Source organism: Acidobacteriota bacterium, from assembly GCA_028874215.1.
GTDB lineage: Bacteria > Acidobacteriota > UBA6911 > RPQK01 > JAJDTT01 > JAJDTT01.
Map to the genome: position 1 here is coordinate 1 of JAPPLF010000007.1, position 23,935 is coordinate 23,935.

14 protein-coding genes and 2 rRNA genes are annotated in these 23,935 nt (G+C 60.5%); 7 read left to right on the forward strand and 9 right to left on the reverse strand.

Annotated features, from left to right (window positions below; translation table 11 throughout):
• Window positions 1-363, forward strand: a 23S ribosomal RNA gene (locus OXT71_01345); the annotation flags it as partial.
• A 78-nt stretch (window positions 364-441) separates the two neighbouring features.
• Window positions 442-558, forward strand: a 5S ribosomal RNA gene (rrf, locus tag OXT71_01350).
• Between the two features lie 98 nt (window positions 559-656).
• On the opposite strand, the gene mutL is transcribed toward rrf, so the two are convergent.
• From mutL to guaA, 6 genes are all read right to left on the reverse strand, one after another.
• On the reverse strand, window positions 657-2,492 hold the full coding sequence (gene mutL / locus OXT71_01355; protein ID MDE2925026.1) for a DNA mismatch repair endonuclease MutL: 1,836 nt from the start codon (window positions 2,490-2,492) through the stop codon (window positions 657-659).
• A gap of 54 nt (window positions 2,493-2,546) precedes the next feature.
• On the reverse strand, window positions 2,547-4,304 hold the full coding sequence (gene aspS / locus OXT71_01360; GenBank protein MDE2925027.1) for an aspartate--tRNA ligase: 1,758 nt from the start codon (window positions 4,302-4,304) through the stop codon (window positions 2,547-2,549).
• Between the two features lie 72 nt (window positions 4,305-4,376).
• On the reverse strand, window positions 4,377-5,639 hold the full coding sequence (gene hisS, locus OXT71_01365; GenBank protein MDE2925028.1) for a histidine--tRNA ligase: 1,263 nt from the start codon (window positions 5,637-5,639) through the stop codon (window positions 4,377-4,379).
• Window positions 5,640-5,867: 228 nt separating this feature from the next.
• On the reverse strand, window positions 5,868-6,791 hold the full coding sequence (locus tag OXT71_01370) for an acetyl-CoA carboxylase carboxyltransferase subunit alpha (GenBank protein ID MDE2925029.1): 924 nt from the start codon (window positions 6,789-6,791) through the stop codon (window positions 5,868-5,870).
• A gap of 100 nt (window positions 6,792-6,891) precedes the next feature.
• Window positions 6,892-10,365, reverse strand: a complete 3,474-nt coding sequence (dnaE, locus tag OXT71_01375; GenBank protein MDE2925030.1) for a DNA polymerase III subunit alpha — start codon at window positions 10,363-10,365, stop codon at window positions 6,892-6,894.
• A gap of 92 nt (window positions 10,366-10,457) precedes the next feature.
• Complete coding sequence (gene guaA, locus OXT71_01380) at window positions 10,458-11,990, reverse strand: glutamine-hydrolyzing GMP synthase (protein MDE2925031.1); 1,533 nt, start codon at window positions 11,988-11,990, stop codon at window positions 10,458-10,460.
• A 167-nt stretch (window positions 11,991-12,157) separates the two neighbouring features.
• Between guaA and OXT71_01385 the strand changes: the two genes are divergently transcribed.
• The 3 genes from OXT71_01385 to OXT71_01395 all read left to right on the forward strand — a co-directional run bounded on the left by OXT71_01385 (window position 12,158) and on the right by OXT71_01395 (window position 14,358).
• A complete protein-coding gene (locus OXT71_01385; protein MDE2925032.1) occupies window positions 12,158-12,979 on the forward strand; it encodes an undecaprenyl-diphosphate phosphatase in 822 nt (273 codons plus the stop codon).
• On the forward strand, window positions 12,976-13,587 hold the full coding sequence (locus tag OXT71_01390) for a hypothetical protein (GenBank protein ID MDE2925033.1): 612 nt from the start codon (window positions 12,976-12,978) through the stop codon (window positions 13,585-13,587). The genes OXT71_01385 and OXT71_01390 overlap by 4 nt, the downstream gene beginning before the upstream one ends.
• 84 nt (window positions 13,588-13,671) lie before the next feature.
• Entirely contained in the window at window positions 13,672-14,358 is a 687-nt protein-coding gene (locus OXT71_01395) for an MBL fold metallo-hydrolase (protein ID MDE2925034.1), read from the forward strand.
• A gap of 162 nt (window positions 14,359-14,520) precedes the next feature.
• Here the strand turns inward: OXT71_01395 and OXT71_01400 are convergent, their stop codons facing one another.
• From OXT71_01400 to ilvN, 3 genes are all read right to left on the reverse strand, one after another.
• Entirely contained in the window at window positions 14,521-14,754 is a 234-nt protein-coding gene (locus OXT71_01400) for a hypothetical protein (protein MDE2925035.1), read from the reverse strand.
• Window positions 14,736-19,928: a M66 family metalloprotease gene (locus OXT71_01405; protein MDE2925036.1), complete on the reverse strand. Its 5,193-nt coding sequence runs from the start codon at window positions 19,926-19,928 to the stop codon at window positions 14,736-14,738. Before OXT71_01405 ends, OXT71_01400 begins: the two co-directional genes overlap by 19 nt.
• A 462-nt stretch (window positions 19,929-20,390) precedes the next feature.
• The gene (ilvN, locus tag OXT71_01410; protein MDE2925037.1) at window positions 20,391-20,885 is read right to left on the reverse strand and encodes an acetolactate synthase small subunit; all 495 of its coding nucleotides are present in this window, start codon (window positions 20,883-20,885) and stop codon (window positions 20,391-20,393) included.
• A gap of 136 nt (window positions 20,886-21,021) precedes the next feature.
• Here ilvN and OXT71_01415 point away from each other — a divergent pair, with 136 nt between their 5' ends.
• Entirely contained in the window at window positions 21,022-23,508 is a 2,487-nt protein-coding gene (locus OXT71_01415; protein ID MDE2925038.1) for an HD domain-containing protein, read from the forward strand.
• Between the two features lie 4 nt (window positions 23,509-23,512).
• A complete protein-coding gene (locus OXT71_01420) occupies window positions 23,513-23,839 on the forward strand; it encodes a P-II family nitrogen regulator (GenBank protein ID MDE2925039.1) in 327 nt (108 codons plus the stop codon).
• Window positions 23,840-23,935: the final 96 nt, after the last annotated feature.

Genomic DNA, 23,935 nt, shown 5'->3' on the forward strand with positions numbered 1-23,935 from the left:
AAGGGTTCGGCTGTTCGCCGATTAAAGCGGTACGTGAGCTGGGTTTAGAACGTCGTGAGACAGTTCGGTCCCTATCTGCTGTGGGCGTAGGAGATTTGAGGGGGGCTGGCCCTAGTACGAGAGGACCGGGCTGGGTGCACCTCTGATGTACCGGTTGTCCCGCCAGGGGCACCGCCGGGTAGTCAAGTGCATTAGAGATAAACGCTGAATGCATCTAAGCGTGAAGCTCGCCCCAAGATGAGATCTCCCTCCCGTTTAACGGGACTGAAGGCTCCTCGGAGACGACGAGGTAGATAGGCAGGAAGTGGAAGTGTGGCAACGCATGAAGCTGACCTGTACTAATCAGCCGTGCGGCTTGACCTAGAATTTTTCGCTGCCGCGGAGATCAGTTGTCGCCTTGAAGAGGCAAGGGTTGCCGCTTTTTCCAGATGAAGAGGGTTTTCCGGTGACTATGGCGGAGGGGCTACACCTGTTCCCATCCCGAACACAGAAGTTAAGCCCTCCAGCGCCGATGATACTGCATGGGTGACTGTGTGGGAAAGTAGGTCGTTGCCGGGATTTTTGTGAAAAGGGTCTCCTTGCGAGGCCCTTTTCCTTTTGTGTCTGCTTACCGTGATTCCGCTCGGCTGGGCCCGCAGTTCTCCCGTTCAGCCGGATCAGATCCGCTTGAAGCCACGAAGGATCTCTTCGATACCGACCCTGAGAACGATGGGACGCCCATGAGGACAGGTATATGGGGTCTCACAGACCATGAGCTGATCCAGGAGCCACTGGATCTTCTCCCGCGACAGTGGAGTGTTGATCTTGATGGCGCTACGACAGGCCAGACTGATGGCGATCTTCTCCCGCCGGCGTCGAAGAGAAGAGGCCTCCGCAGTCCTGTGGGTTTCCTCACCCTGAAAGTTGTTCATGATCTCCTGAAAGAGCTCCAGGGTGTCACATGATCGGGCCAGCGCCGGTACGCCGCGAACCAGGATCGTCCTGTCCCCGAACCATTCCACGGCAAAGCCATTTCGGTTGAGATCATCCAGAATCTCCCCCAGCATAGCCTTCTGCTCAGGCGTCAATTCCAGCTTCAGCGGTTCCAACAGATACTGGGTCGGCGGATCTTCTGCGTCGCCCAACTCCTTGACGGCCTGGTCGAAGAGGATCCTTTCGTGCGCGACATGTTGGTCGATCAGTAGAACACCATCTCTGTCCGCCGCGACTATGAAGCTTTCGACGAACTGCCCCAGGACGACGGGGACCGAGCTGATGCCGGTGGTCTCCGGGATGTTGTCCAAATGAGGGTCGGCACCACCTTCCCGAACCAGCGGTGCCGGCGCCGGAACGACGGAGTCTCGGCTGAGGCTGGCGCCCCCTTCGTGAGAGGGCGGAGAAAAGAGGCCAGCCGCGGTAGGGCCAGGACGCAATCGCGCCTGCATCGGAGGTCGGGGCGCATTTCGGGAGAAAGACGGCGGCAGGTCTCTCGCCAAGCTCGACAGATCGACTCTGCCTCGCTGCATGGCTTCCTCGACTGCGTGCAATACAGCGGAATGCACGGCCCCGCTGTGACGAAAACGAACCTCTGTTTTGGACGGGTGGACGTTGACGTCCACGTCCTCGGGATCGACCTCAAGAAAGAGCAGAACCCGGGCATGAGAACGGGCCGGCATGGCATCCCGGTAGGCTTGTCGAACGGCGTGGGCCATGACCCGGTCGCGGACCATTCGCCTATTGACGAACAGGAATTGGGACGCCGTACTGCTTCTATGGTCGTGAGGCAGAGAAACGTATCCGTTCACTCGAAGGTTGGACTTGCGGTAGTCGACGGGAACCAGGTTTTGCAGAAAGGACTCACCCAAGACCTGGAACACCCGGTCCTCGAGCCCCTCGGAAACATCCGCCTCCAGCAGCAATCGGCCATGGTGGGTGAAATGGAACCGGACGGACGGATAAGCGAGACAATAGTGGGTGAGCTGTCTCGTCAGGTGTCCAAGATCCGTAGAATAAGACTTTAGAAATTTCTTTCTTGCTGGAACGTTATAGAATAAATCCTCTACCAGAACTTCAGTGCCCCTGGCACAGGATATTTCTCGGACTTCGACGAGTTGGCCTCCCTGAATCTGCACTTCGGTTCCCGGATCCGCAGAACCGGACCGGGTATTGGGACAGGTCCTGAGCCTGAGACGCGAGACGGAAGCAATAGACGGAAGCGCCTCTCCCCGAAAACCCAGCGTCCGAATTCGCGTCAGATCTTCAAGGGTGCTGATCTTGCTGGTAGCGTGCCGCTCGAATGCGAGCCGGGCGTCGTCGGGACTCATTCCCACGCCGTTGTCGCGGACGCAGATCAGGCGCTGACCACCAGCCTCTCCCTGTACCGAAATCGAGGTCGCGCTCGCGTCCAGCGAGTTTTCCAGCAACTCTTTGAGAACGGAAGCGGGACGCTCGACGATCTCCCCTGCTGCGATTTGATGGGTCAGGACTTCCGGTAAAAGCTGAACCTTGCCCATTGGGAGGAGTATAGCAACTCCCGCTCGGGGCCAGGTCTACGGAAATCCGGTATCTCAGGTCAGGCGCAAATGGAGTTCCCGTTGCTGGCGCAGGCTGACGCCCGACGGCGAGCCCGACATGAGATCCATTGCTCTCGCGGTCTTGGGAAAGCAGATCACATCGCGGATGGACTGTTCGCCCGCCAGAATCATCACGATTCTGTCCAGGCCCAGAGCAATACCGCCATGCGGGGGCACGCCAAAACGGAGCGCATCCAGGAGGAATCCGAACTTGGATTGCATTTCCTCCGGGCCGATCCGCAATGCCTCGAAGACCCGCGCCTGCAACTCCTGGCTATGGATACGAATGGATCCGCCGCCGATCTCGGTGCCATTCAGAACAACATCGTACGCCTTGGCACGGACCCGTTCCGGCGCGGTGTCCAACAGGTGCAGATCCTCCTCCTTCGGCGAGGTGAACGGATGGTGACAAGCCAGAAAACGGGAGTCCTCTTCGCTCCACTGCAGGAGCGGGAAATCGTAGACCCACAGACAGTCCTGCCGATTGTCGGGGATCAGGTTTTCCTGTTTTGCCAGATGGAGCCTCAGCACGGACAGGGTATTGTTCACCTGCGATTCGGTTCCAGCCACCATCAGCAGGATGTCGCCGGCTTCAAGTTCACCCATTTCCGCCGCGAACCGAAGCACCGGTGCTCCGACGCTTTTGGGCAAGGAACTTCTGAAGCCACCTGCCGTGGACTTGATCCACGCCAGACCACCGGTTCCGAGCTCGGTGACAAACCGGGTCAATTCATCGGTCTCCCGGCGGGTGTAATCGGCCTTTCCGGGAACCCGGATTCCCCGAATGCACCCTCCTTCCCCCAGGATTCGGCGGAAAATCTGGAATCCGCTCTCCGCAAACGCGTTCCCCACGTCGCGCAATTCCAATCCGAACCGGGTATCGGGCCGATCCGTTCCGTACCGGGACATGGCCTCCCCGTAACTGAGCCTGGGGAAGGGAACTGTCAGATCGTAACCGGCAACCTTGAAGATCCGTTGGAGCACGGACTCCACGAGCCGGAAGATATCTTCAGGTTGAACGAAGGACATCTCGATGTCGATCTGTGTGAACTCGGGTTGCCGGTCCGCTCGGAGATCCTCGTCACGAAAGCAACGGACGATCTGGAAATACCGATCGAAGCCGGAGACCATCAGGAGCTGCTTGAACAACTGAGGCGACTGGGGCAGGGCGTAGAATTGCCCCCGGTGAACACGGCTGGGAACCAGGTAGTCCCGAGCGCCCTCCGGGGTGGATTTGGTCAGGAAGGGCGTCTCGATTTCCAGGAATCCCTGACTGTCCATGAGTTTGCGGGTTTCCAGGCAGATTTCGTGACGCAGCCGCACATTGGCCTGCATCCGTGGCCGGCGCAAGTCCAGATAGCGGTAACGCAGCCGGGTCTCTTCCGAAGTCCCCTGTTCCTCGGAAATGGGAAAAGGCGGGGTCCTGGAGGCGCTCAGAAGCCGGATTTCTTCCGCCCGAACTTCAACCGTGCCCGTAGGAATCTGGTCATTGACCGTCTCTTCTTCGCGATCGATCACGTTACCCACGACCGCGGCGACATCCTCGGACCGAAGCTCTTTCGCCTTGTCGAGAACTGACCGGTCCTCCGCGCTTGCCACGACCTGGACCGTCCCTTCCCGATCTCTGAGATCCACGAAGATCAGGTTTCCCAGGTCCCGGGTCCGGTCTACCCACCCCATGACGGTCACACGTTTGCCCACATCACTTGGCCGTATCTCTCCACAGCGGTGGCTCCGGTGGAGACTCCCCATGCCGTCGATGTGGTAGGCAGGTCGATTCAGTGCTTGCTTGCCGGCGATTGCCACTTCCCTGATCCTCCTCTCTCACGCCGATCTTACGTGTCGGGGGATGCCTCCCTGCTGCAATCGAGTCTGGGCGCCGTCAGACATTCTCTTGATGGAGTAAAGCCCGGTGCGAATCTCGTCGTCTCCGATGACGCAGGCGAACTGCGCCCCGAGCCGATTGGCCAGGCGCATCTGGGCCCGTAGGCTGCGTCCGCCGAAGTCCACGTAGGCGAAAACCCCTTCTCGACGAAGATCTCGAGCCAGAATGAACGCCTTTTGCAACGACGCCTCATTCAGATAGGCGAGAAAGATCTCAGGCCGGGGGGAACGATAGCCTGCAGCCAATTCATTTTTCCGCGAAAGGAGGAGCACCAGACGCTCCAGACCCAGGCCAAAGCCGAACCCCTTCGCCGGTGGACCCTCCAGGAGCTCCGACAGTCCATCGTAGCGGCCCCCTCCCAGCAACGCGTTCTGCGTCGGGCCCAAACGATCCGTCACCATCTCGAACGTGGTCCGCACATAGTAATCCAGGCCTCGAACCAATCGAGGCGTCACCGCGTACGGAATCCCGATGAGATCCAGGAGGTCCCGAAAGCGCCGGAAGTGTTCCCGGCACTTCCCGCACAGGTGGTCAAGGATCGATGGCAGATTTTCGATGGTGGGAGAACACGACGGCCGCTTGCAGTCGAGAACGCGAAGGGGATTCCGCCGGGACCGCGTCTGACATTCTGCACAAAGATCCGATTCGGCCAGCAACCTTTCTTGGAGGACGCGAACGTAGGCCGGCCGGCAGGACGAACAGCCCACGGAATTCACCAATAGCCGGACTCCCCGAACTCCAAGGTCGTCCAGCAAGACATGGAGCATCTCCATCACTTCCGCTTCGATGCCCGGATGATCCGAACCCAGAACCTCGGCCCCGATCTGATGAAACTGGCGATAGCGGCCTTTTTGAGGTCTCTCCCTGCGAAACATGGGTCCGACATAGTAGAGCTTCGTCAGACTGCTCCCCCGATTCAGATGATTTTCCAAATAGGATCGAACCACGGGCGCGGTCCCCTCGGGCCGGAGGCTGATGCCACGGCCCCGTCGCGCCGGTATCGTGTACATTTCCTTCTGTACGATGTCCGTCTCCTGTCCGAGACTGCGGCAGAACAGATTGGTTTCCTCCAAAACCGGGGTCCGGATCTCGCCGTAGCCGTAGCGCCGAAACAGCAGGCGAGTCTTTTCTTCGATCTCCTGCCACAACTCCACGCTACCGGGGAGAATGTCGTGGGTTCCCCGAACTGAGCGAACGTTCATGATGGGGCCCGATTATACCCTACCCCCTGGATTCGAAAGCCGGACAGGGCTCACGTCAGGGAAGGGTCTCCTCCGGGAGACGGAGAGGGGGCTGTTCCACCCGGGCTGCGGTCCCGCATTCGGATTAGCGTGAATTATGGGCGTCTCGTGAATCCTGTACCGGAGATCAGGACCGGCCCCGCACCGGCGGCGGTTCTTGGCGAAGACCGCTGAAGAGTCCGGGTCAACTCATACCCGGCTCGCGTACTCTCCGATTTTCCGGAACTTCTCATGACGAGAATCGATGCGATCCTGGGGATCCAGAGCGGAAACCTCTTCCAGGTGGCGGGAAAGCGCCCGGGACAGTTCGCTCGTCGTCTGGTCCCAATCGTTGTGGGCGCCTCCCGGAGGCTCCGCCACGATTTCATCGACGATTCCGAACCGCTTCAGATCCGGAGCAGTGAGCTTCAAGCTCTGGGCGGCCTCGCGAACATGATTCTGGTCCTTCCACAAGATGGCGGAGCAGCTCTCCGGAGAAATGACGGAGTAGATGGAATTCTCCAGCATGAGGATCCGATCGGCCAGACCCACCGCCAAGGCGCCTCCGCTGCCACCTTCTCCCAGAACGGTCGCGATGACGGGGACCCGAAGTCCGGCCATGGAACGCAGGTTGTAGGCGATCGCTTCCGCCTGTCCCCGCTTCTCGGCTCCCAGCCCCGGATAGGCGCCAGGAGTGTCGATAAAAGTGAGAACGGGACGCCCAAACTTCTCGGCCAGCTTCATCAAACGCAACGCCTTGCGGTATCCCTCAGGCTTCGGCATCCCGTAATTGCGCTCCAGGCGCTCCTTGGTATTACGCCCCTTCTGGTGGCCCAAGACCATGACGGGAGCGCCCTTGAAACTGGCCATTCCGCCCACGATCGCCCGGTCGTCAGCAAACTTGCGGTCGCCGTGGATCTCCCGGAACGAATCGAACAGACGGTCGAAGCAATCGAGGGTGTAGGGTCGATCCTGGTGCCGGGAGATCTGCACTCTGTCCCACGCTTTCCCAGGGGACGCCGGACTGGTCCGGTGCTCATCCGGCTGACGAGTCTGTTCCTGAGCCTGGAATCGCGAACGCTCTTCCATCGGACCTCTGAGTGAAACGACTTTTCGTGCCTTCTCAATGGTCATAAGCTCACTTCGAAGGTCACGTGGGTAGTTGTTTGTGAGCCGATCGGGCGGCACGAGTCGTGCGGCTGCGAGAATTCGACTCCTGTTTTCGGATCGGACGTCAGGCCCGAGTATACAAGGTGACGGAGCTTTTCCCAAAAAGATCTTCCACCGCGGTGACGAAGGAAGGAATCGGGTTCACAGCAAGCTCCTCCTCTGGGATCAGTCGAATCCGGTACGCCTCCTGCTCGACCAGCTCGAACCTCAGGGGGCACTTTCCAGGGTGGCGGATCACCAGGTCGTGGAGGCCACTGACCTTGTCGTTGTCGAGGGAGGGCAATGGGATGGTGATCCGTGCGGACTGGACGGCTCCGTTCCAGAGACTGTCCAAGGGGACCAAGTCGGAACAAAGAATGCGCACCTTGCCGCGGGCGTCCGCTTCGCAGCGGCCGCGCAACAACACAGGGGGAGCCGACTCCAAAAGGGATTGGAACTTCCGATAGCCCTTGGGCCAGACCAGAACTTCAACGCTTCCTGCGAGGTCCTCCAGAACGAAGGTCGCCATGGCGTCTCCCTTTCGAGTCGTCAGACGCTTGACCTCGCTGATCAAGCCTCCGATCGAGAGTTCCCGGCCTGCCGTCTCCTCGGAAACCTCATTCGTCCGGATGTCCGAGAAGCGAGCCAACTCGGCCTGGTATCCCTTGAGTGGGTGACCGGTCACATAGTGCCCCAGAGCCTCTTTCTCATGCCGCCACTTCAGGTCGTCCGGCCACTCTTGCCCGGATTCATTTCCGGGCGCTGGCGCCGCCTCCGTTCCCGTCGGCGACTGGAAGAGATTCAACTGTCCGCTGAGCCGGTCCTTCTGCGCCTTTTGCCCCCTCTCGATGGCGCGGTCCAAGTTCTCCAGCAATCCCCGTCGAGTCGGGCTCAGGCAATCGAATGCTCCGGACTTGATCAACGCCTCCAGGACCCGTTTGTTGAGGGTCCTCAGGTCTACATATTCCAGGAAGTGGGAAAAACTGGTGAAGGACTCCACGTCATCTCGACACGAGAGAATCGACCGGATGGCTGCCTCGCCCACGTTGCGGATGGCGGCGAGACCGAACTCGATGCTCTCCCCGCGGGCTGAGAAATGGAGAGTTCCACTGTTGATGTTGGGTGGCAGAATCCGTATGCCCACGTCGCGGCACTCGTTCAGGTACTGGACCATTTTGTCGGTGTTGGAGATTTCGCTGGTGAGCAGGGCCGCCATGAACTGCACCGGATAGTGGCTCTTGAGCCAGGCGGTCTGATAGGCCAGGATCGCATATGCGGTCGAGTGGCTCTTGTTGAAACCGTACCCGGCAAACTGCTCGATCAGGTCATAGATCTTCTGGGCCTTCTTCGGGTCGACGCCCCGTTCCCGGCAACCCGCCAGGAATTTCTTCTTCTGGCCCCGCATGACCTTCTTCTTCTTTTTTCCCATGGCCCGGCGGAGCAGGTCGGCTTCACCCAAAGAGAAACCAGCCAGTACACTGGCAATCTGCATGACCTGTTCCTGATAGACGATGACCCCGTAGGTCTCCCGCAGGATCTCCTCCAGTTCGGGCACTTCATACCGAATTCGGACCTTGCCGTGCCGGCGGTCCACGAAATCGTCGATCATTCCCCCCTGGATGGGTCCGGGGCGATAGAGGGCGTTCATGGCGATGAGGTCCTCGAAACGGCTGGGCTGGAGCCGTTTCAGGATTTCCCTCATCCCCCGCGACTCAAACTGGAAGATGCCGGTGGTTCGGCCTTCGCTGAAGAGCCGGAAAGTTTCTTCATCCTGGAGATCGATTTGATCCAGATCGATCTTCGGGTTCGACTGCTCTCGAATCTGCTCCAAGGTCTGTTCGATGAGCGTCAGTGTGGTCAGCGCCAGGAAATCCATCTTGAGCAGCCCCAGCCGCTCAAGGTCGTTCATGGTGTATTGGGTCGTGATTTCATCCTTGCTGGACTTGTACAGGGGGATGAGATCGATCAGCGGTCTCGGGGCAATGACGATGCCTGCGGCGTGAGTGGAGGCATGCCGGGCCAGTCCCTCCAGGCGCTGTGCCACGGTCATGAGTTGCTGGTAACGCTCATCGCCGGCAGTGAGGTCCCGGAGCTCCTTGACCGTCTTCAGAGCCTTTTTCAAGGTGACATCAGGACCCGAGGGGACCAGGCGGGCGATGCGGTCAACCTCTCCGTAGGGAATGTTCAGGCCGCGTCCAACGTCCCGAATCGCTCCCCGGGCAGCCATGGTTCCGAAGGTGATGATCTGACTGACGTTGTCACGGCCATACTTCCCGGTCACGTAGTCGATGACCTGGTTCCGGCGATGCATGCAGAAGTCGATATCGATGTCGGGTGGAGTGACACGTTCCGGATTCAGGAAACGTTCAAAGAGCAGACCATACTGGAGCGGGTCCACATCGGTGATCTGCATGGCATAGGAGACCAGACTGCCGGCAGCGGACCCCCGTCCGGGACCCACGGCGATCCCTTGTTCCCGCGCGTATCTCATGAAATCCCAGACGATCAGGAAATATCCGGAAAAATTCATTTTCTGAATCATGGCGATTTCCTGATCCAGACGCTGGGAATACTCCTGGACCGGATGGGCCGGCCCGTCCGAGCCCGGCTGCTTTTTCAAGGTCTCCAACCGCCGGGAGAAACCCTCCCTGACCACGGACTCGAAGTAGGAATCCAACGTATTTCCCGCCGGAACTTCGAACTCCGGAAACACCGATCCACCATCTTGCAAACGGAATTCACACTGCTCGGCGACAGCAAGGGTATTGGAAAGCGCGCCGGGGACGTGGCCGAAGAGTTGGGCCATCTGCTCCGGGGTCTTCAAGAAAAATTGATCGGTCCGGTAGCTCAGCCGGTTGGTGTCCTGGACCGTCTTTCCGGTCTGGATGCATAGCAGAACATCATGGGGAAACGAGTCGTCCTGGGAGAGGTAGTGGCAATCGTTGGTCGCCACCAGCGGGAGATCCAACTCCTTGGCCAAACTCAGGATTCCGGAATTGACCGACTTCTGCGCCTCAATGCCGTGGTCCTGCATTTCCAGGTAAAAATGGTCCTTGCCGAAGATCTCGGAGAGCTCGCCCGCCTCTTTGCGCGCCTCCTGGTAGCGATCCTGGTGCAGATTCCAGGCCACGCTCCCCTTGAGACAGGCCGACAGCCCAATCAATCCTTCGCTGTGCTGCTCCAGCAGTTCACGGTCGATGCGCGGCCGATAGTAGAATCCCTCCAGATAACCCAGTGAGACGAGTTTGACCAGGTTCCGATAGCCCTTTTGATTTCGTGCCAGGAGAACCAGGTGGTTGCTCCCATCCGACCGGCCCGATTTGACCGTTCGTCCTTCGCGGGCCACATACACCTCGCAGCCGATAATGGGTTTGACCCCGGCATCGACTCCCGCGTCGTGGAATTGGATGGCTCCGAACAGGTTGCCGTGATCCGTCAAGGCGATGGCCGGCATCTTCAATTCGGACGCTCTCCGGAAGAGGGCGTCGATCTTGTTGGCGCCGTCAAGCAGGCTGAAGTGGCTGTGAACGTGAAGATGGACAAATTCGGCTTGGCCCATTTCGTTTAATTCCTGTGTTTAATTCCTGTGCGGTGGCGGGACCGTTGGACGGAAGGGTAGATGTCCCGTCGGGTTTGCAAAGGCGGGTCTGATCATTCCCATTCGATGGTGCCCGGCGGTTTCGAGGTCACGTCGTAGACCACCCGGTTGACACCCCTGACTTCGTTGACGATGCGGACGGAGATCCGGGCGAGAACCTCCCGGGGCAGGGAGACCCAATCCGCGGTCATTCCGTCGACGCTGTCGACGGCTCGAATCGCAACCACGTGCTCGTAGGTTCTCCCGTCTCCCATGACGCCGACGCTCTTGACCGGCAACAGGACGGCGAAAGACTGCCAGATCTTCTCGTAGAGACGCGCCCGGCGAATCTCCTCATCCACGATTCGATCCGCTTGGCGCAGCAGCGCCAACCTCTCGTCGGTCACCGGGCCCAGGATGCGGACGGACAGGCCGGGACCCGGAAAGGGTTGTCTCCACAGGATCTCCCGGGGCAGGCCCAACTCCCGGCCGACCTGGCGAACCTCGTCCTTGAACAGATCCCGCAGCGGCTCCACCAACTCCAGATCCATCTCCTCCGGCAGTCCCCCGACGTTGTGATGACTCTTGATCACGGCCGACGGACCCTTGACGGAGACCGATTCGATGACGTCGGGATAGAGCGTCCCCTGGACCAGGAAGCGCACATCCCCGAGCTTGCGGCATTCCTCTTCAAAGACTCGAATGAAGGTTTCCCCGATGATCTTCCGTTTCCTCTCCGGCTCCTCCACACCCGCCAGAAGATCCAGGAACCGGGACCTCGCTTCCACCCCCACCACGTTCAATTGCAATTCGTCCCGCACCGTAGCGAGCACCTGCCGGAACTCTCCTGCCCGCAACAAGCCATTGTCCACAAAGACACAAGTGAGACGTCGACGGATGCTCTTGTGGACCAGGATGGCCGCTACGGTCGAGTCGACCCCACCGGACAACCCGCAAACGGCTCGTCCCGATCCCACCCGGTCCCGGATCTGTTCGACGGTGCTCTCGATGAAAGAGGTCGCGGTCCAATCACGCTTGCAGCCGCAGAGCTCCACAAAGTTGGAAAATACTTCCCGCCCCAGCGGCGTGTGAACCACCTCGGGGTGAAACTGGACGCCAAAGATCCTCCGCTCCCGGCTTTCCATGACGGCGAGAGCGCTGTGCGTGGACGCCACCCGCCGAAACCCGGAAGGCACCGCCTCGATCCGGTCGCCGTGACTCATCCAGACCTGCATCGTCCGGGGAAGGCCCTCCAGCAGAGGCGAGGAACGGGACCGTTCCAGTTGGGCCTTTCCGTATTCACGGCGGGAGGGGTGAACCTGACCGCCGAACCGGTGGGCCAGGAGCTGCATTCCGTAGCAGATTCCGAGCAGCGGGACGCCACAGGAGTAGATTTGAGGATCAGGATGCGGAGCACCCTCCTCGAATACGGACCGGGGCCCTCCGGAGAGGATGATTCCGGTGGGCCGGCGGCTCTCGATTTCCTGAAACGGCGTGTGGTACGGAACCACCTCCGAGAAGACTTGGGCCTCACGAATCCGGCGGGCGATCAACTGCGTATATTGCGACCCGAAGTCGAGAATGACGATGACTTCCCGGCTGCTCAACGGTACCTCTTGGCTCGGAGCGGGAATCGGCCCTCGCGGGTGCGGGATCGGCCCTTTGCCCAGTGACGGGAGCGGAGTATAGCACGCGGTTCTGACCCCGAAGACCCCGGTCCGTCACTGCCTGATTCCCCTTGACTCGAGTCCGGACAGGCGGGACCATCTCCGAAATGATCGGCGAGCAGACACTTCAGGGGATCCTCCTGGGCATCTTGCAGGGACTGACGGAGTTCCTGCCGGTGAGCAGCTCGGGTCACCTGATACTGGTCCCCTGGCTTCTGGGCTGGCAGCCCCTGGGACTGATCTTCGACATCATGGTCCATGTCGGTACACTCCTGGCGGTACTGGTCTATTTCCGGCACGAGTGGAAACAGTTTTCCGTACTGGCGTTCAAACGGTTGACGGGCCGGGCCCGGAACCGGAACTCCTTCCTGATGGACGCCATCCTCCTGGGGACCATTCCCGCGGTCGTGGCGGGTGGACTGTTGAAAGGCGTCATCGAGGAGCATCTCCGGACGCCCGCGGTGACCGCATTCTGCCTGGCCTTGTTCGGCCTTGTCCTCTGGTGGGCGGACCGCCGCGGCGCCAAGAGCCGGTCCCTCCGGAGCCTGACCCGGAAAGACGGCATTCTGATCGGATTGGCCCAGGCTGTGGCTCTCATTCCGGGGGTGAGCCGGGCGGGCGTCACCCTGACCGCAGGTCTCGCTCTGGGCCTGAATCGATCGGACGCCGCCCGGTTCGCCTTCCTCCTTTCCGCCCCCGTCATGGCGCTGGCAGGGGCGGCTGCCGCCTACGAACTGCTCTCCGCCCGAAGCGCGGCCGCGGCTGCCGGTCTGGCTGACTCCACGTTACTCCTTGGTGTATCATCGTCCTTCGTTAGCGGCATCCTATGTATCCGGTTTTTTCTTCGCTTTCTCGAGCGGCGTACGCTGCTGCCGTTTGTCGCCTATCGCTTCTTGCTGGCCTTGGTTATTTTCTGCACGTCCCTGTGACGGCCACGGCGGAAGACATCCTTAAGGACTCCAAGTCCATTCCCGCCTACCAGAACCAGATACTGAGATCCCATTTCCGATCCCAGTACTACAAGAGCGTGACCTCCGTCGGACCCAGAACCAACGATCCTTTCGTCACACAATACGTGGACCGCCAGATCGGCTACTACCTGACGCGTATCCGCTCCGCGCTGGTCATGCTCAAGGTGCACTGCGAGGAGGTCCAGGAGATTCGGGCGAACGCCATGATCGACAACAGCCTTCAGATGACGCCCGAATTCCGGAAAAAATGGAGGAAAGCGCTGGGGGATCTCTCCCGCGATGCAAGAGGTCTCAAGAACCTCATCGGGAGCATCCTGCTCGGACTGGCCCGGAAAGACTCGAAACGGCCCCGGGTCCGCTCTTGGGGCGGACGGGACGGCTATCGCCCGGAGGTGCTGTACCTGAACAGGGAGCTGATGCTGGCGGAACGGCGCATCGAAGATTTCTTCTACAAACCGACGAACACCGTGAGCTTCGAAGACCTTCGGGACAGAAAGACCATGCTGGTGCATCTCTACCACGTCCAGGAGATGGCCAAGAGACTCCGGGACGCGGTGGGCCGTTAGCAATTGCGGTGAAACGGGAGGCATGACCCGCACCGTGCCGAATCCAGTGTGCACGGGAGCCGGAGAAACCGGAAGGAGCGACTGATGCGTAGTCTCACTCAGTGGTTTGTGATCGGCATCTTCAACCTGACCTGGCTGGCTGGCGGAGTGGAGGTGGTTCCGATCCACCATGGATCCCTCATCCTGAAATGGCAGGATAAAGTGGTCTACATCGACCCCTGGAGCCGGGGAGATTACACCGGACAACCCCCGGCGGACCTCATTCTGATCACCGATATCCACGGCGACCATTTGGATCCCGAGCAGGTCTCCCGAATCCGGAAGGACGAGACCGTCATCGTCGCCCCGGCGGCGGTGCAGAAGTCGGTACCGGAGGCCATGGTGGTGAGCAATGGCGAAACCATCCGTCCCCTCGGGATCCAGGTGGAGGGGGTCGCCATGTACAACCTGAAACGGGGTCCGGAGGCGGGAAAGCTCTACCACACCCGGGGCAGGGGAAACGGATACATCCTCACGTTCGGGAAAGAGCGAGTCTACGTCTCCGGAGATACCGAGTGCATTCCCGAAATGAAGGCGTTGAAGGACATCGATCTGGCGTTCGTCTGCATGAACCTTCCTTACACCATGACTCCCGAAGAAGCCGCCGAATGCGTCAACAGCTTCCGGCCCAAGGCCGTCTACCCCTATCACCACAGGGGATCGGACGTGAAGGTGTTCGAGCGTATGGTGACGGCCGAAGACGTCGAGGTCAGGATTCTCGACTGGTACTGAACGCTGCGGTCGACGTCGTAACCGCGATCCGGTCCCGGGGGTGGATCGGCCACGACGTTTCGGGTTCCGAATCACGCGTGGCAGGCAGGCTACCTCCGTTAAATTCAGTTGACGGACGTCAGTCTATGGAGATCATTTTTTGGATGGCTGCTCCGCTTTCTTCTATTGCGTCCAGGCTTCCGGATCGGGGATCCCGCGGCTGGTCAATCGCTCCAATCCCGGGCCCAGTGACAGCGTCGACAGTGTGGCGTCCACTCTTTGGGGAGCGGCCTCCGCGCCGCGGAGGATGGCACGAATCTGCCCGTTCCTTGGATTGCGCAGGATGGTGACTGGCTGGTCCGTGTCCTGATCCAGCGTGGTCGAGCCACCAGGTCCGGTCAGAGTGATGCTGTCCAACTGATCGGCCCAATCGGGCTGCGCGGGCAGGACGAAGGCGAAGGAGGAACTCCCGTCTCCATCGGCCACTTGCGGCATCTCGAAGCTGAACGAGAACAACTCGTTTCCGGCTGCACTTTGTCCGACGATCTCATACTCACCATTGGATCGCGGAAGTGACGCTGGGGCCCGGACCACGAACGCGGGTTCGAGGAACGGAACCTCTCCGCCATCCACGCCGCCCCATAGTAGGAGGGACGTCGCCGGTGCGGCGACGAGGGACGATTGTCCCCCCATGGCGGCCGTGTGCAAGCGATACCGGAGCGCGTTGGCGAAATGGTAGTCGCTGATCCACTGGGGGGGCAATAGCTCATCAGATCGGGCCGAGATGGTGGCACCAGTTGTCCTCCCTCACGGAAATCATATCCCCATGCGCCGATGGAGCCGTCGGGCTCTGGGAACGCCGGGTCCGGAAAAAAAGGATTGCCGCAGGGCGCGTGTCCAAGACTTAGATTGTGCCCTAATTCGTGCGCCATAATATGCCCGCTGGGATCCGAATAACTTACCTTTTTGCCAGCCGATGCTACCCCGCCGCGCGGGACTCCTCCTGACATCATCCCCATGTAGTGGCCACTGGCACCCTCCATGGCATGGATCGCTACGGTTTCACTCAGCAATGCATATTTATCGTTTTTGGAACTCAGCACCGGTTCGTGGGCGGTCACCTCCAGGTCTTCGATCGGAAGAAGCGTTCGCGTATGCCAGAGCAGTTCATGGCCTTCGGCGTCCTCGGCCATGGCTTCAACCAGGCCGAGAATCGACTTGTCCGGGGCCGGGCTCCAGAGGAACGGAACCAACGTGAGATCGAACGTGGGCAGTGCCCGGACCTCTACCGCCTGCCGCCCGGCTTCCGGAATCCGCGTCGGCAGTCCCGTCGCTGGTCCCAGCGTCTTTTCGGGGTCGATCTCGATGACCATCTCCAAGCCCGGCTGCACGATCTCCCCTGGAACTTCGGCATTGGCCGAGGCCGAGAGCGAGCCCTCATTCAATTCGGTTGGGATCCGGGCAGACTTCCCCGGGATGTCCAATACGTGCCGCTCCCGTCCCCGCACGTAGAATCTGCCCCGAACGGGTGGGATCTGTTTCCCCGTAGAACGCTCCGCCGTCATGAACACACGAAGCAACGCGTCCTCCCCGGCAACAAGCGGCACCGGAAACTCGCGCGATTGCACTGCTTGGGTCAGGTACGCTGCCACCGGGCCGTCGCGTAAGCAAATGGCGATCCGGCGTTTCCAAACCGGCTCCAACCACCTCTGGACGCTGGCGGTGGCGGGGGCACAGAGACCTGTCCCGCCGGCCAGAAGCTCTTCAAGGCGACGGAGGTTTGTCAACTGGGCGGGCAATGGTCCAGCCAAGCCTACGTTTTTCGTCAGGGACATGATCTTCAGTTGTTCCAGTCTGCCCAGTGCCGACGGGATGGGACCTGACAGTTGGTTCCCAGCAAGATCCAGTCCCCCCAGTTTCGAGAGATTCCCGAGTGCCGACGGGATCGGACCCGTCAATCGGTTCCCCGAAAGATTCAACCAGTACATTGAGGAGATATTCCCCAGCGCCGGCGGAATCGTCCCGGTCAGTTGGTTCCCAGCAAGATCCAGTCCCCCCAGCCGGGAGAGCCTCCCGAGTGCCGACGGGATCGGACCCGTCAATCGGTTCCCCAAAAGATCCAGCACCTCCAGGCGGGAGAGCCTCCCGAGTACTTCCGGGATCGGACCCGTCAATCGGTTCCCCAAAAGATCCAGTTCCGTCAACCGGGACAGATTCCCGAGTGCCGGCGGGATCGGACCTGACAAATCGTTAAAAGCAAGATCCAGTTGCTCCAGGTGGGAGAGGAAGCCGAGTTCCGGTGGGATCACACCTTCTAGATGGTTCGATTGAAGTTCCATCCGGATAACGCGCCCGTTGCCATCGATACTGACCCCATGCCATTCTTTCAGACGCGCCTTGGTCAGCCAGTTCTCGCTCTGGTACCAGTTCGCTCCCTGCGTCGCGTCGTAGAGCGCGACGAGGATGTCGCGATCCGTCAGCGGCGCGCACTTCACGCCGGTTCCTTCGTGCGACGAAATGGTGTTCAGCCAATCGCGGAACGATGCCGCGGTCGGCACGCACAGTTTCGTATCAGCGTAGTGGAATTCGCGAAGGGAACGGAGATAAGACAGTGACATCGGCAAGCGTCCGGAAATAGAGTTGCCGTCAATTTTCAACTTTGCCATCTGGGACAGTAGAGCGAGACTGCCCGGGACTTGGCCCCTGAGTCCGTTGTGACTCAGATCGAGTTCCGTGACCCGACCGAGAGAGTCCACACTGACCCCGTACCATTCACCCAGTGCACCGTCCCCCCGCCAGCCGGACGAGCTTGTCCAATCCGAACCGCCAGTGACTTCGTGCAGCGCATTCAAGATGGCTCTGTCCGAATCGTTGCAGTATGCTCCCGCCTTGAAGTCCGGAATCCGCTTCGACCACCGTACGAAACTGGTGGATCCAGGAACACAAAGACCATAGTTTGAATCGAGCCAGAATTGCTGCCCCGAGTCCATATCCAGGAAGGAGGACGGTAACGGACCCGTCAGATGGTTGTTGTTGAGATATAGGTTTTCCAGGTTGGTGAGGTTTCCGAGTTCGGGCGGGATCGGCCCCGTCAGTTCGTTGTCGCTGAGACCCAGCCCTTTCAGGTTGGAAAGGTTCCCGAGTTCGGGCGGGATCGGCCCCCGCAGCAAATTGCGTTCGAGATAGAGTCCTTCCAAGTTGGAGAGCTGCCCGAGTGCCGGCGGGATCGAACCCGTCAGGTTATTTTCGGTGAGTCCTAGGAAGCGCAAGATGGAGAGGTTCCCGAGTTCGGATGGGATCGGGCCCGTCAGATGGTTGATGCTGAGGCTTAGCCCTTCCAGTTTGGAAAGGTTTCCGAGTTCCGGTGGGATCGAACCCGTCAGTTCGTTACTGCTGAGGCTTAGCCCTTCCAGGTTGGAAAGGTTCCCGAGTTCGGGCGGGATCGGACCCGTCAGTTCGTTACTGTTGAGGCGTAGCCCTTCCAGTTTGGAAAGGTTTCCGAGTTCCGGTGGGATCCGGCCTGTCAGCCGATTGTTGCCGAGAATTAGAAATTCCAGATTGGAGAGATTCCCGAGTTCCGGTGGGATCGCCCCCGCCAAGTCATTGTTTTCGAGATTCAGCCATTCCAGGTTGGAGAGGTTTCCGAGTTCTTCGGACGGGATCGGCCCCGTGAGGCCGTTCCCCCCGAGACTTAGCCCCGTCACGCGCCCGTCGTCATCGACGATGACCCCACGCCAATACCTGAGTGGCCGGCTGCTTCCCCAGTTCGTGCTTTTAAACCAATCGGGTCCGCCGGTGAATTGGTACAACGCCATCAGCACCGCCCGCTCGGAAACGGACACCGTAACCGTGACCGACGCCGTGGCCGTCTGTCCGTCCGCGCCCGTAACCATGATGTGGTAGGTCGTGGTCACGTTCGGCGACACTTTCCGCGAGCCCGAAGTGGACACCGGGCCGATGTCCGGAGTGATCTCCGCGCTCTCCGCGCTCGTCGACGACCACGTCAACATCGTGCTCTGGCCCCGCTCGATCGAGGTCGGCGATGCTGACAATTTCACCGTCGGTGGCGGAGCCTGGCCGCCCTCGATCCCGGCATCGTCCGGTATCCGGATCGCCGGCACCGCCGAGAGTGACGAGGTGCCCTTGCCGAATCGCAATCCCAGCGGGGCGAACCCGGATTCGTCCCCCGTTCGCAGGAACAGAAGACCCCGGAAGTCCCTCAGAAATCCTGCCTCCACCCCGGGCACGTCGAACCACTCCGGGAGCGTTCGCGCCCCCTGGTGGAAGTCTTTCCAGGGCAGGAACAATCCGTTCAATGGATCGTCTCCCTCCTCGTCGCGCAGCCGCAACTCGATCCTGGATTCGGCATCTGGTTTGAAGAGGGCCAGTCCTGCTCCGACGGTTCCCGATTCCTCCACGAACAGAGCGAACTGCTTCCCCAGCTGCGCCGGCTCGACGCCGACTTCGACCCCCGACTGGGCATGCCGGTAGGTCAGGAGTCCACTGATCGTGGCCGCATCGGCCTCGACTTGGATCCAACCCCGCCGAATGGTTCCTGAGCCGGCGCTTCTCAAGACACGACTGCCCAGCGCCGGGACCTTGAACGTCGAATCGGAATCGAACAGATCCAGGACCGGTTGTCCTTCGGGATCGTAGACTTCCACCCGAGCCTCGGCCGCGGCGGCCGGGTCGACGTTGCTCAGCACCAGTTGCACCGACCATCCCCCGCCGTCCACATAGTCGGGGAAGACCAGGTTCGTTTCTTGAGGTTCGTCGCTTTGGGTCCGGATCGCCGGCACCGCCGAGAGTGAGGAGGTCCTCTTCCCGAACCGCAGCCCGAGCGGGGCGAACGGGGATTCGTCCCCGGTCTCCAGGAACAACAGCCCGCGGAAGTCCCTCAGAAATCCCGGATCGATTCCTTCCACGGCGAACCATTCCGGGAGCGTGCGTGCCGCCTGGTGGAAATCACCCCAGGAGACGACCCCCTCCAGGGGATCGTTCCCCTCTTCGTCGCGAATGCGAAGCTCGAGGCGAGGCGAGACTTCCGGCTTGAAGACGGCGACGCCCGCGCCGACTGTCGGCGATTCCTCCACGAACAACGCGAACTGCGAGCCCAAATCGACGGGCTGGACGCCGACTTCGATCCCCGACCGGGCGTGCCGGTAGGTCAAGAGTCCACTCACCGAGTCCGTACCGGCGCGGACCTGGATCCAGCCGCGGCGAATCGCCCCCGTGCCCGAGCTCCTCAACACCCGGCTGCCCAGCGCCGGGACCTCCAACGTCAATTCGGAATCGAACAGATCCAGGACGGGCTGTCCTTCGGGATCGTAGACTTCCACCCGGACCTCGGCGGCGGCGGCCGGGTCGACGTTGCTCAGCACCAGCTGCAGCGACCAGCCCCCACCGTCCACGTAGTCGGGAAAGTAGAGGATCGTCTCTGCCGGGTCCTGTGTCTGGCGGGTGATCGAGTCCTCTGCCGACCGGCGGACGTTCTCTGATGGGGGGCCGCCAGTCTGCGTCGGTGAAAGGACGAAAAGCAGCCACCAAGCAAAAAAGGAAGCCGATAAGGGACGCAGCAGAGAATGGATCAAACGGGCGCCTTCGGTAGCTCAATGCGAGTCAGCATGGTGTGGTCCGGGCGCGCCCCTGTCTGAGGCACGTTGGAGAATAACAACCGGACGCCTCGAGGACCAGAACCGGGCACCACTTGCCGGTGGGGCGGCTCAGGCGACCAGAGCCCGTTGACAACGTCCATCGGAGAAGCGACGGCGGTTCCCGGACCGGTACCGAGGGGACACTTTGCTATGGTGTTCCCCGCAAAATCAGGCCGTCAGGGCCGCGTCTTAGACTACGATAAAGCTGTTATACGTATCTTCTATGAGCGCCTGGGAGTTTGTCCCGAAAAACCCCGATTCGCTTTCTGCAACGGACCTCGAAGGAGCCTTCCCGGAGGAAACGCGTTGGTCCTCGGTCGCATACGCCCGGTATGCTCAGAGCGCCTTGTCCGGCGGGCGCAGCCCCGGGGCGTTGCGTGGGACTTTCGCCACGGACTGCTAACCCCGTCTTTTTTCCGCGCTTCCGCGACTGAGTGAGAGGCACCCGGTACGGTGCACGTCGCGCACACCGTACACCCGCATGTTCTGGAGAAATCCGTTGATCTTCTCCGGGTTTCCCGTGACCTCGAAGACACAGCTCTGAGGACTGGCGTCGACGACGCGCGCCCGAAACACCTTGGAGAGTTCCAGGATCTCCGACCGGGTGGATTCCGTGACACGCACCCGGATCAGCGCCATCTCGCGAGCCATATGGACCTGCGGATTGTATGGGATCACCTTGATGACATCGATGAGCTTGTTCAACTGCTTGATGACCTGCTCCGTGCCCGCCACATCCGTCTTCGTGGAAAGGGTGATGAGGGAGATGGTGGGGTCGGAGGTCGGAGCGACGTTCAGAGTCTCAATATTGTAGCCCCGCTGGCTGAACAGCCCCACAACCCGGGCCAGGACACCCGATCTGTTTTCGACCAGTAACGAAAGCAACTGAACCATAGCGTGTCCCGTATAAGCACTTTGGCCCCCGGAGTCAAGGCAGGAGCGACTCCCGACCGATCCGTCACTGTCCCTGGAACGCCCTGCCGCGGGAACCGAAAGGGCATCATCGCAGGGCGCGTCCCCGGGAACGAATATGGCAGAATGGCCGGAAATGGCCACGACGACTCGTGCGCAGGCCTGGGAAACCTATTCGGCTCGGCGACGCCTCGTCGAGCAATCGTTTCGGTCGGACCTCTGTCCCGAGGCGGCGCTGGAGGACCTGACCCAGGCCATGGACACCCTGGTCTCCCAAGTCGCTCAGCGACACCTTCGATCCGGTTTGTTTTGCATCCTCGCCTTGGGCGGATACGGCCGCCGCGAGATGTTCCCCCACTCGGACGTGGATCTGCTGCTGTTGTTCCGGGGGGAAGATCAGGAAGCCGCCGAGGAGGCCATCAAACACCTGCTCCACGACTTGTGGGACCTCCGCCTGGACCTGGGGCATCAAGTCTGGTCGCTGGAGGAAATGACGGCCCAGGGCCCGGACCTGGAGTTGGCCCTGTCACTGTCGGATGCTCGCATCGTAACCGGAAGCGCGGCATTGGGAAATCTCCTTCTCCGCGACTTTCTTCCCGTTTGGCATCGAGGAGAGACCGAGGAACTTCGTCTTGGAATCGACTGCCTGACCCGTCAGCGCCATGAGAATTTCCAGAACACCATCTTCCATCTGGAACCGGACCTGAAGGAGGGCCCGGGCGGACTCCGGGATGTCCTGGCGGGCGGATGGCTGTCGAAGCTCCGGGGGGAGGGACAATTCGTCCCGTACAGCCAAGAGCGCATCGATGCCGCGTCCAGTTTCATGAAGCGGATGCGCATGCTGGTCCACCTGGTGCGCGGGCGAAATCTGAACCGCCTGACGTATCGGCTTCAGGAAAAAATCGCTCCTCTGGCCGGATATGAATCCGAAGACGATCGGATGGGCGTCGAGTCCATGATGCAGGAGTACTATCTCAATGCACGGGTCATCCACGGGTGTTGCCGCTACGGGCTGGTCCCCAGGAGACCGGTGGACCCGTCGACTCAGATCCACCTGGACGGAGTCTCTTCGGAACGGGCCGGCCCCATCATCCTCAAAGTTTTTCGCGACTCCATGACCCGGTCAAAACCGTTGAGCGACGGGGCCCGCATGTCGATTGCCCGTGGCAGTTCCGAGTTGGCCGCCAGCTTGCGCCGCCATCCCCAACCGGGATCGATCATGGAACTCTTCCATCCCCGGCCCGGCCTCTACCGGGCCCTGACCGAAATGTACGAACTGGGGGTCCTCGAGGCTCTCTTTCCCGAGTTCGGCGGCATCAAGGCCAAGGTCACGCGCGATTTCTACCATCAGTACACCGTTGACGAGCACAGCCTCATGGCCATACGCAATATTGAGGAATTGAGGGCAGGGAATTCCGGCGGGGATGCCCGGTTCGCGGCCCTGCTCGACGAGGCGACCCACCCGGAACTGTTGACTCTGGCCCTTCTACTGCACGACGTGGGTAAGAGCCGCGAAGGACATCACGCCGACCGAAGCACGCGAATGGCGGGCGCGGCGCTGCGGCGCCTGTGCTTTCCCGCGGAATGCATCGAGGCCGTCTCGTTTCTGATCCAACAACATCTGTCCATGACCAGAGTCATATTCCGGAGGGATCTGGAGGACCCGAGGGTGATCGACCGCTTCGCCGACCGCGTCGGCGATCCCGATCGGCTCCGGCTCCTTTGTCTTCTCACCTACGCGGACATCAAGGCCGTCGGGCCCGGAGTGCTCAAGGATTGGACCAAGGATCTCCTGTGGCAACTGTACGTGTCCGCGTACCGGAAACTCACTCTGGGATTTGGCGTGGACTCGGTGGAAGAAGAAACCCCGGACCTCCTCTTCAGAGATCTGCCCGGCGACCTCGACGCCCGGGATTTCGGAAGGTTCCTCGAGGGACTTCCTCTCAGATACGTCAAGATCACCCCGCATTCCGAAATTTACGAGCATTATCGCCTGGCTAGAGGTCTGAGAACCGATCGGCCGGTGCGCTTGCGGCTGACCCGTGATCTCGACGGCTACAAGCTCTGTGTGGTGACTCCCGATCGCTTCCACCTGTTTGCCCGGATCGCCGGCGTCCTCGCCTCGTTCGGCATGAACATATTCCGCGGCTATGCCATGTCCAACCGGGCGGGTACGACTCTGGACCTGTTCCACTTCACCGACGTCCGCCGGCGTTTCGCCCTGAATCCCAGTGAGAAACAGACGTTTCAGGATTTGGTCAGCCGGGTGATTCGGGATGAACGTTCCGTAGAGACGTATCTCAAGGGCAACGGCAGGTTGGTGAACCCGCACTTTTCGCCGGCGCGGTTTCGCCCCTCGGTCTACTTCGAGGATGAGCCCACACAGCGCTACACCATCATGGAACTCGTGGCTCCCGACGCCGTCGGCCTCCTCTACACCATCGCCGAGCGGATCTCGTCCCTTCGCTGCAACATCGATCTGGTCCTGATCAATACGGAGGGTGAGAGAGCCGTGGATGTCTTTTACTTGTCGCGGGATGGGTGTAGACTTGGGCCCGATCTACAGCAGGAACTGGAAGCTCAGATTCTTCAGGCGATAGGGTGAGTCGATGAAATTGATCATGGCGATCGTACGCCCCAGCAAGGTGGAAGAGGTCAAGGATGCGCTGGGCAAGCTGAACGTTTCAGGCATGACGATCTCGGAAGTTCGCGGTCACGGACGCCAGAAAGGACATACGGCCATCTACCGCGGCAAAGAATACAGTGTCACCCTCCTGCCCAAGATGAAAATGGAGATCGTCCTGGCGGACGATCTGGTGGAAGAAACCATCGAAACCATCATGGAAACGGCTCGCACGGGCGAAATCGGCGACGGCCGCGTCTTCGTGCTTCCCGTGGAAAGCCAGTACAACATCCGCACCGGCGAGAACGACTGATCCGCCTCTCACCGGCCCACCGAACCGGGTTCCCCACCACGGCGGCGTGAGGGGCTCAACCTTCTGATCAGAGGCCTACAGGCGGCTTGGACCTCT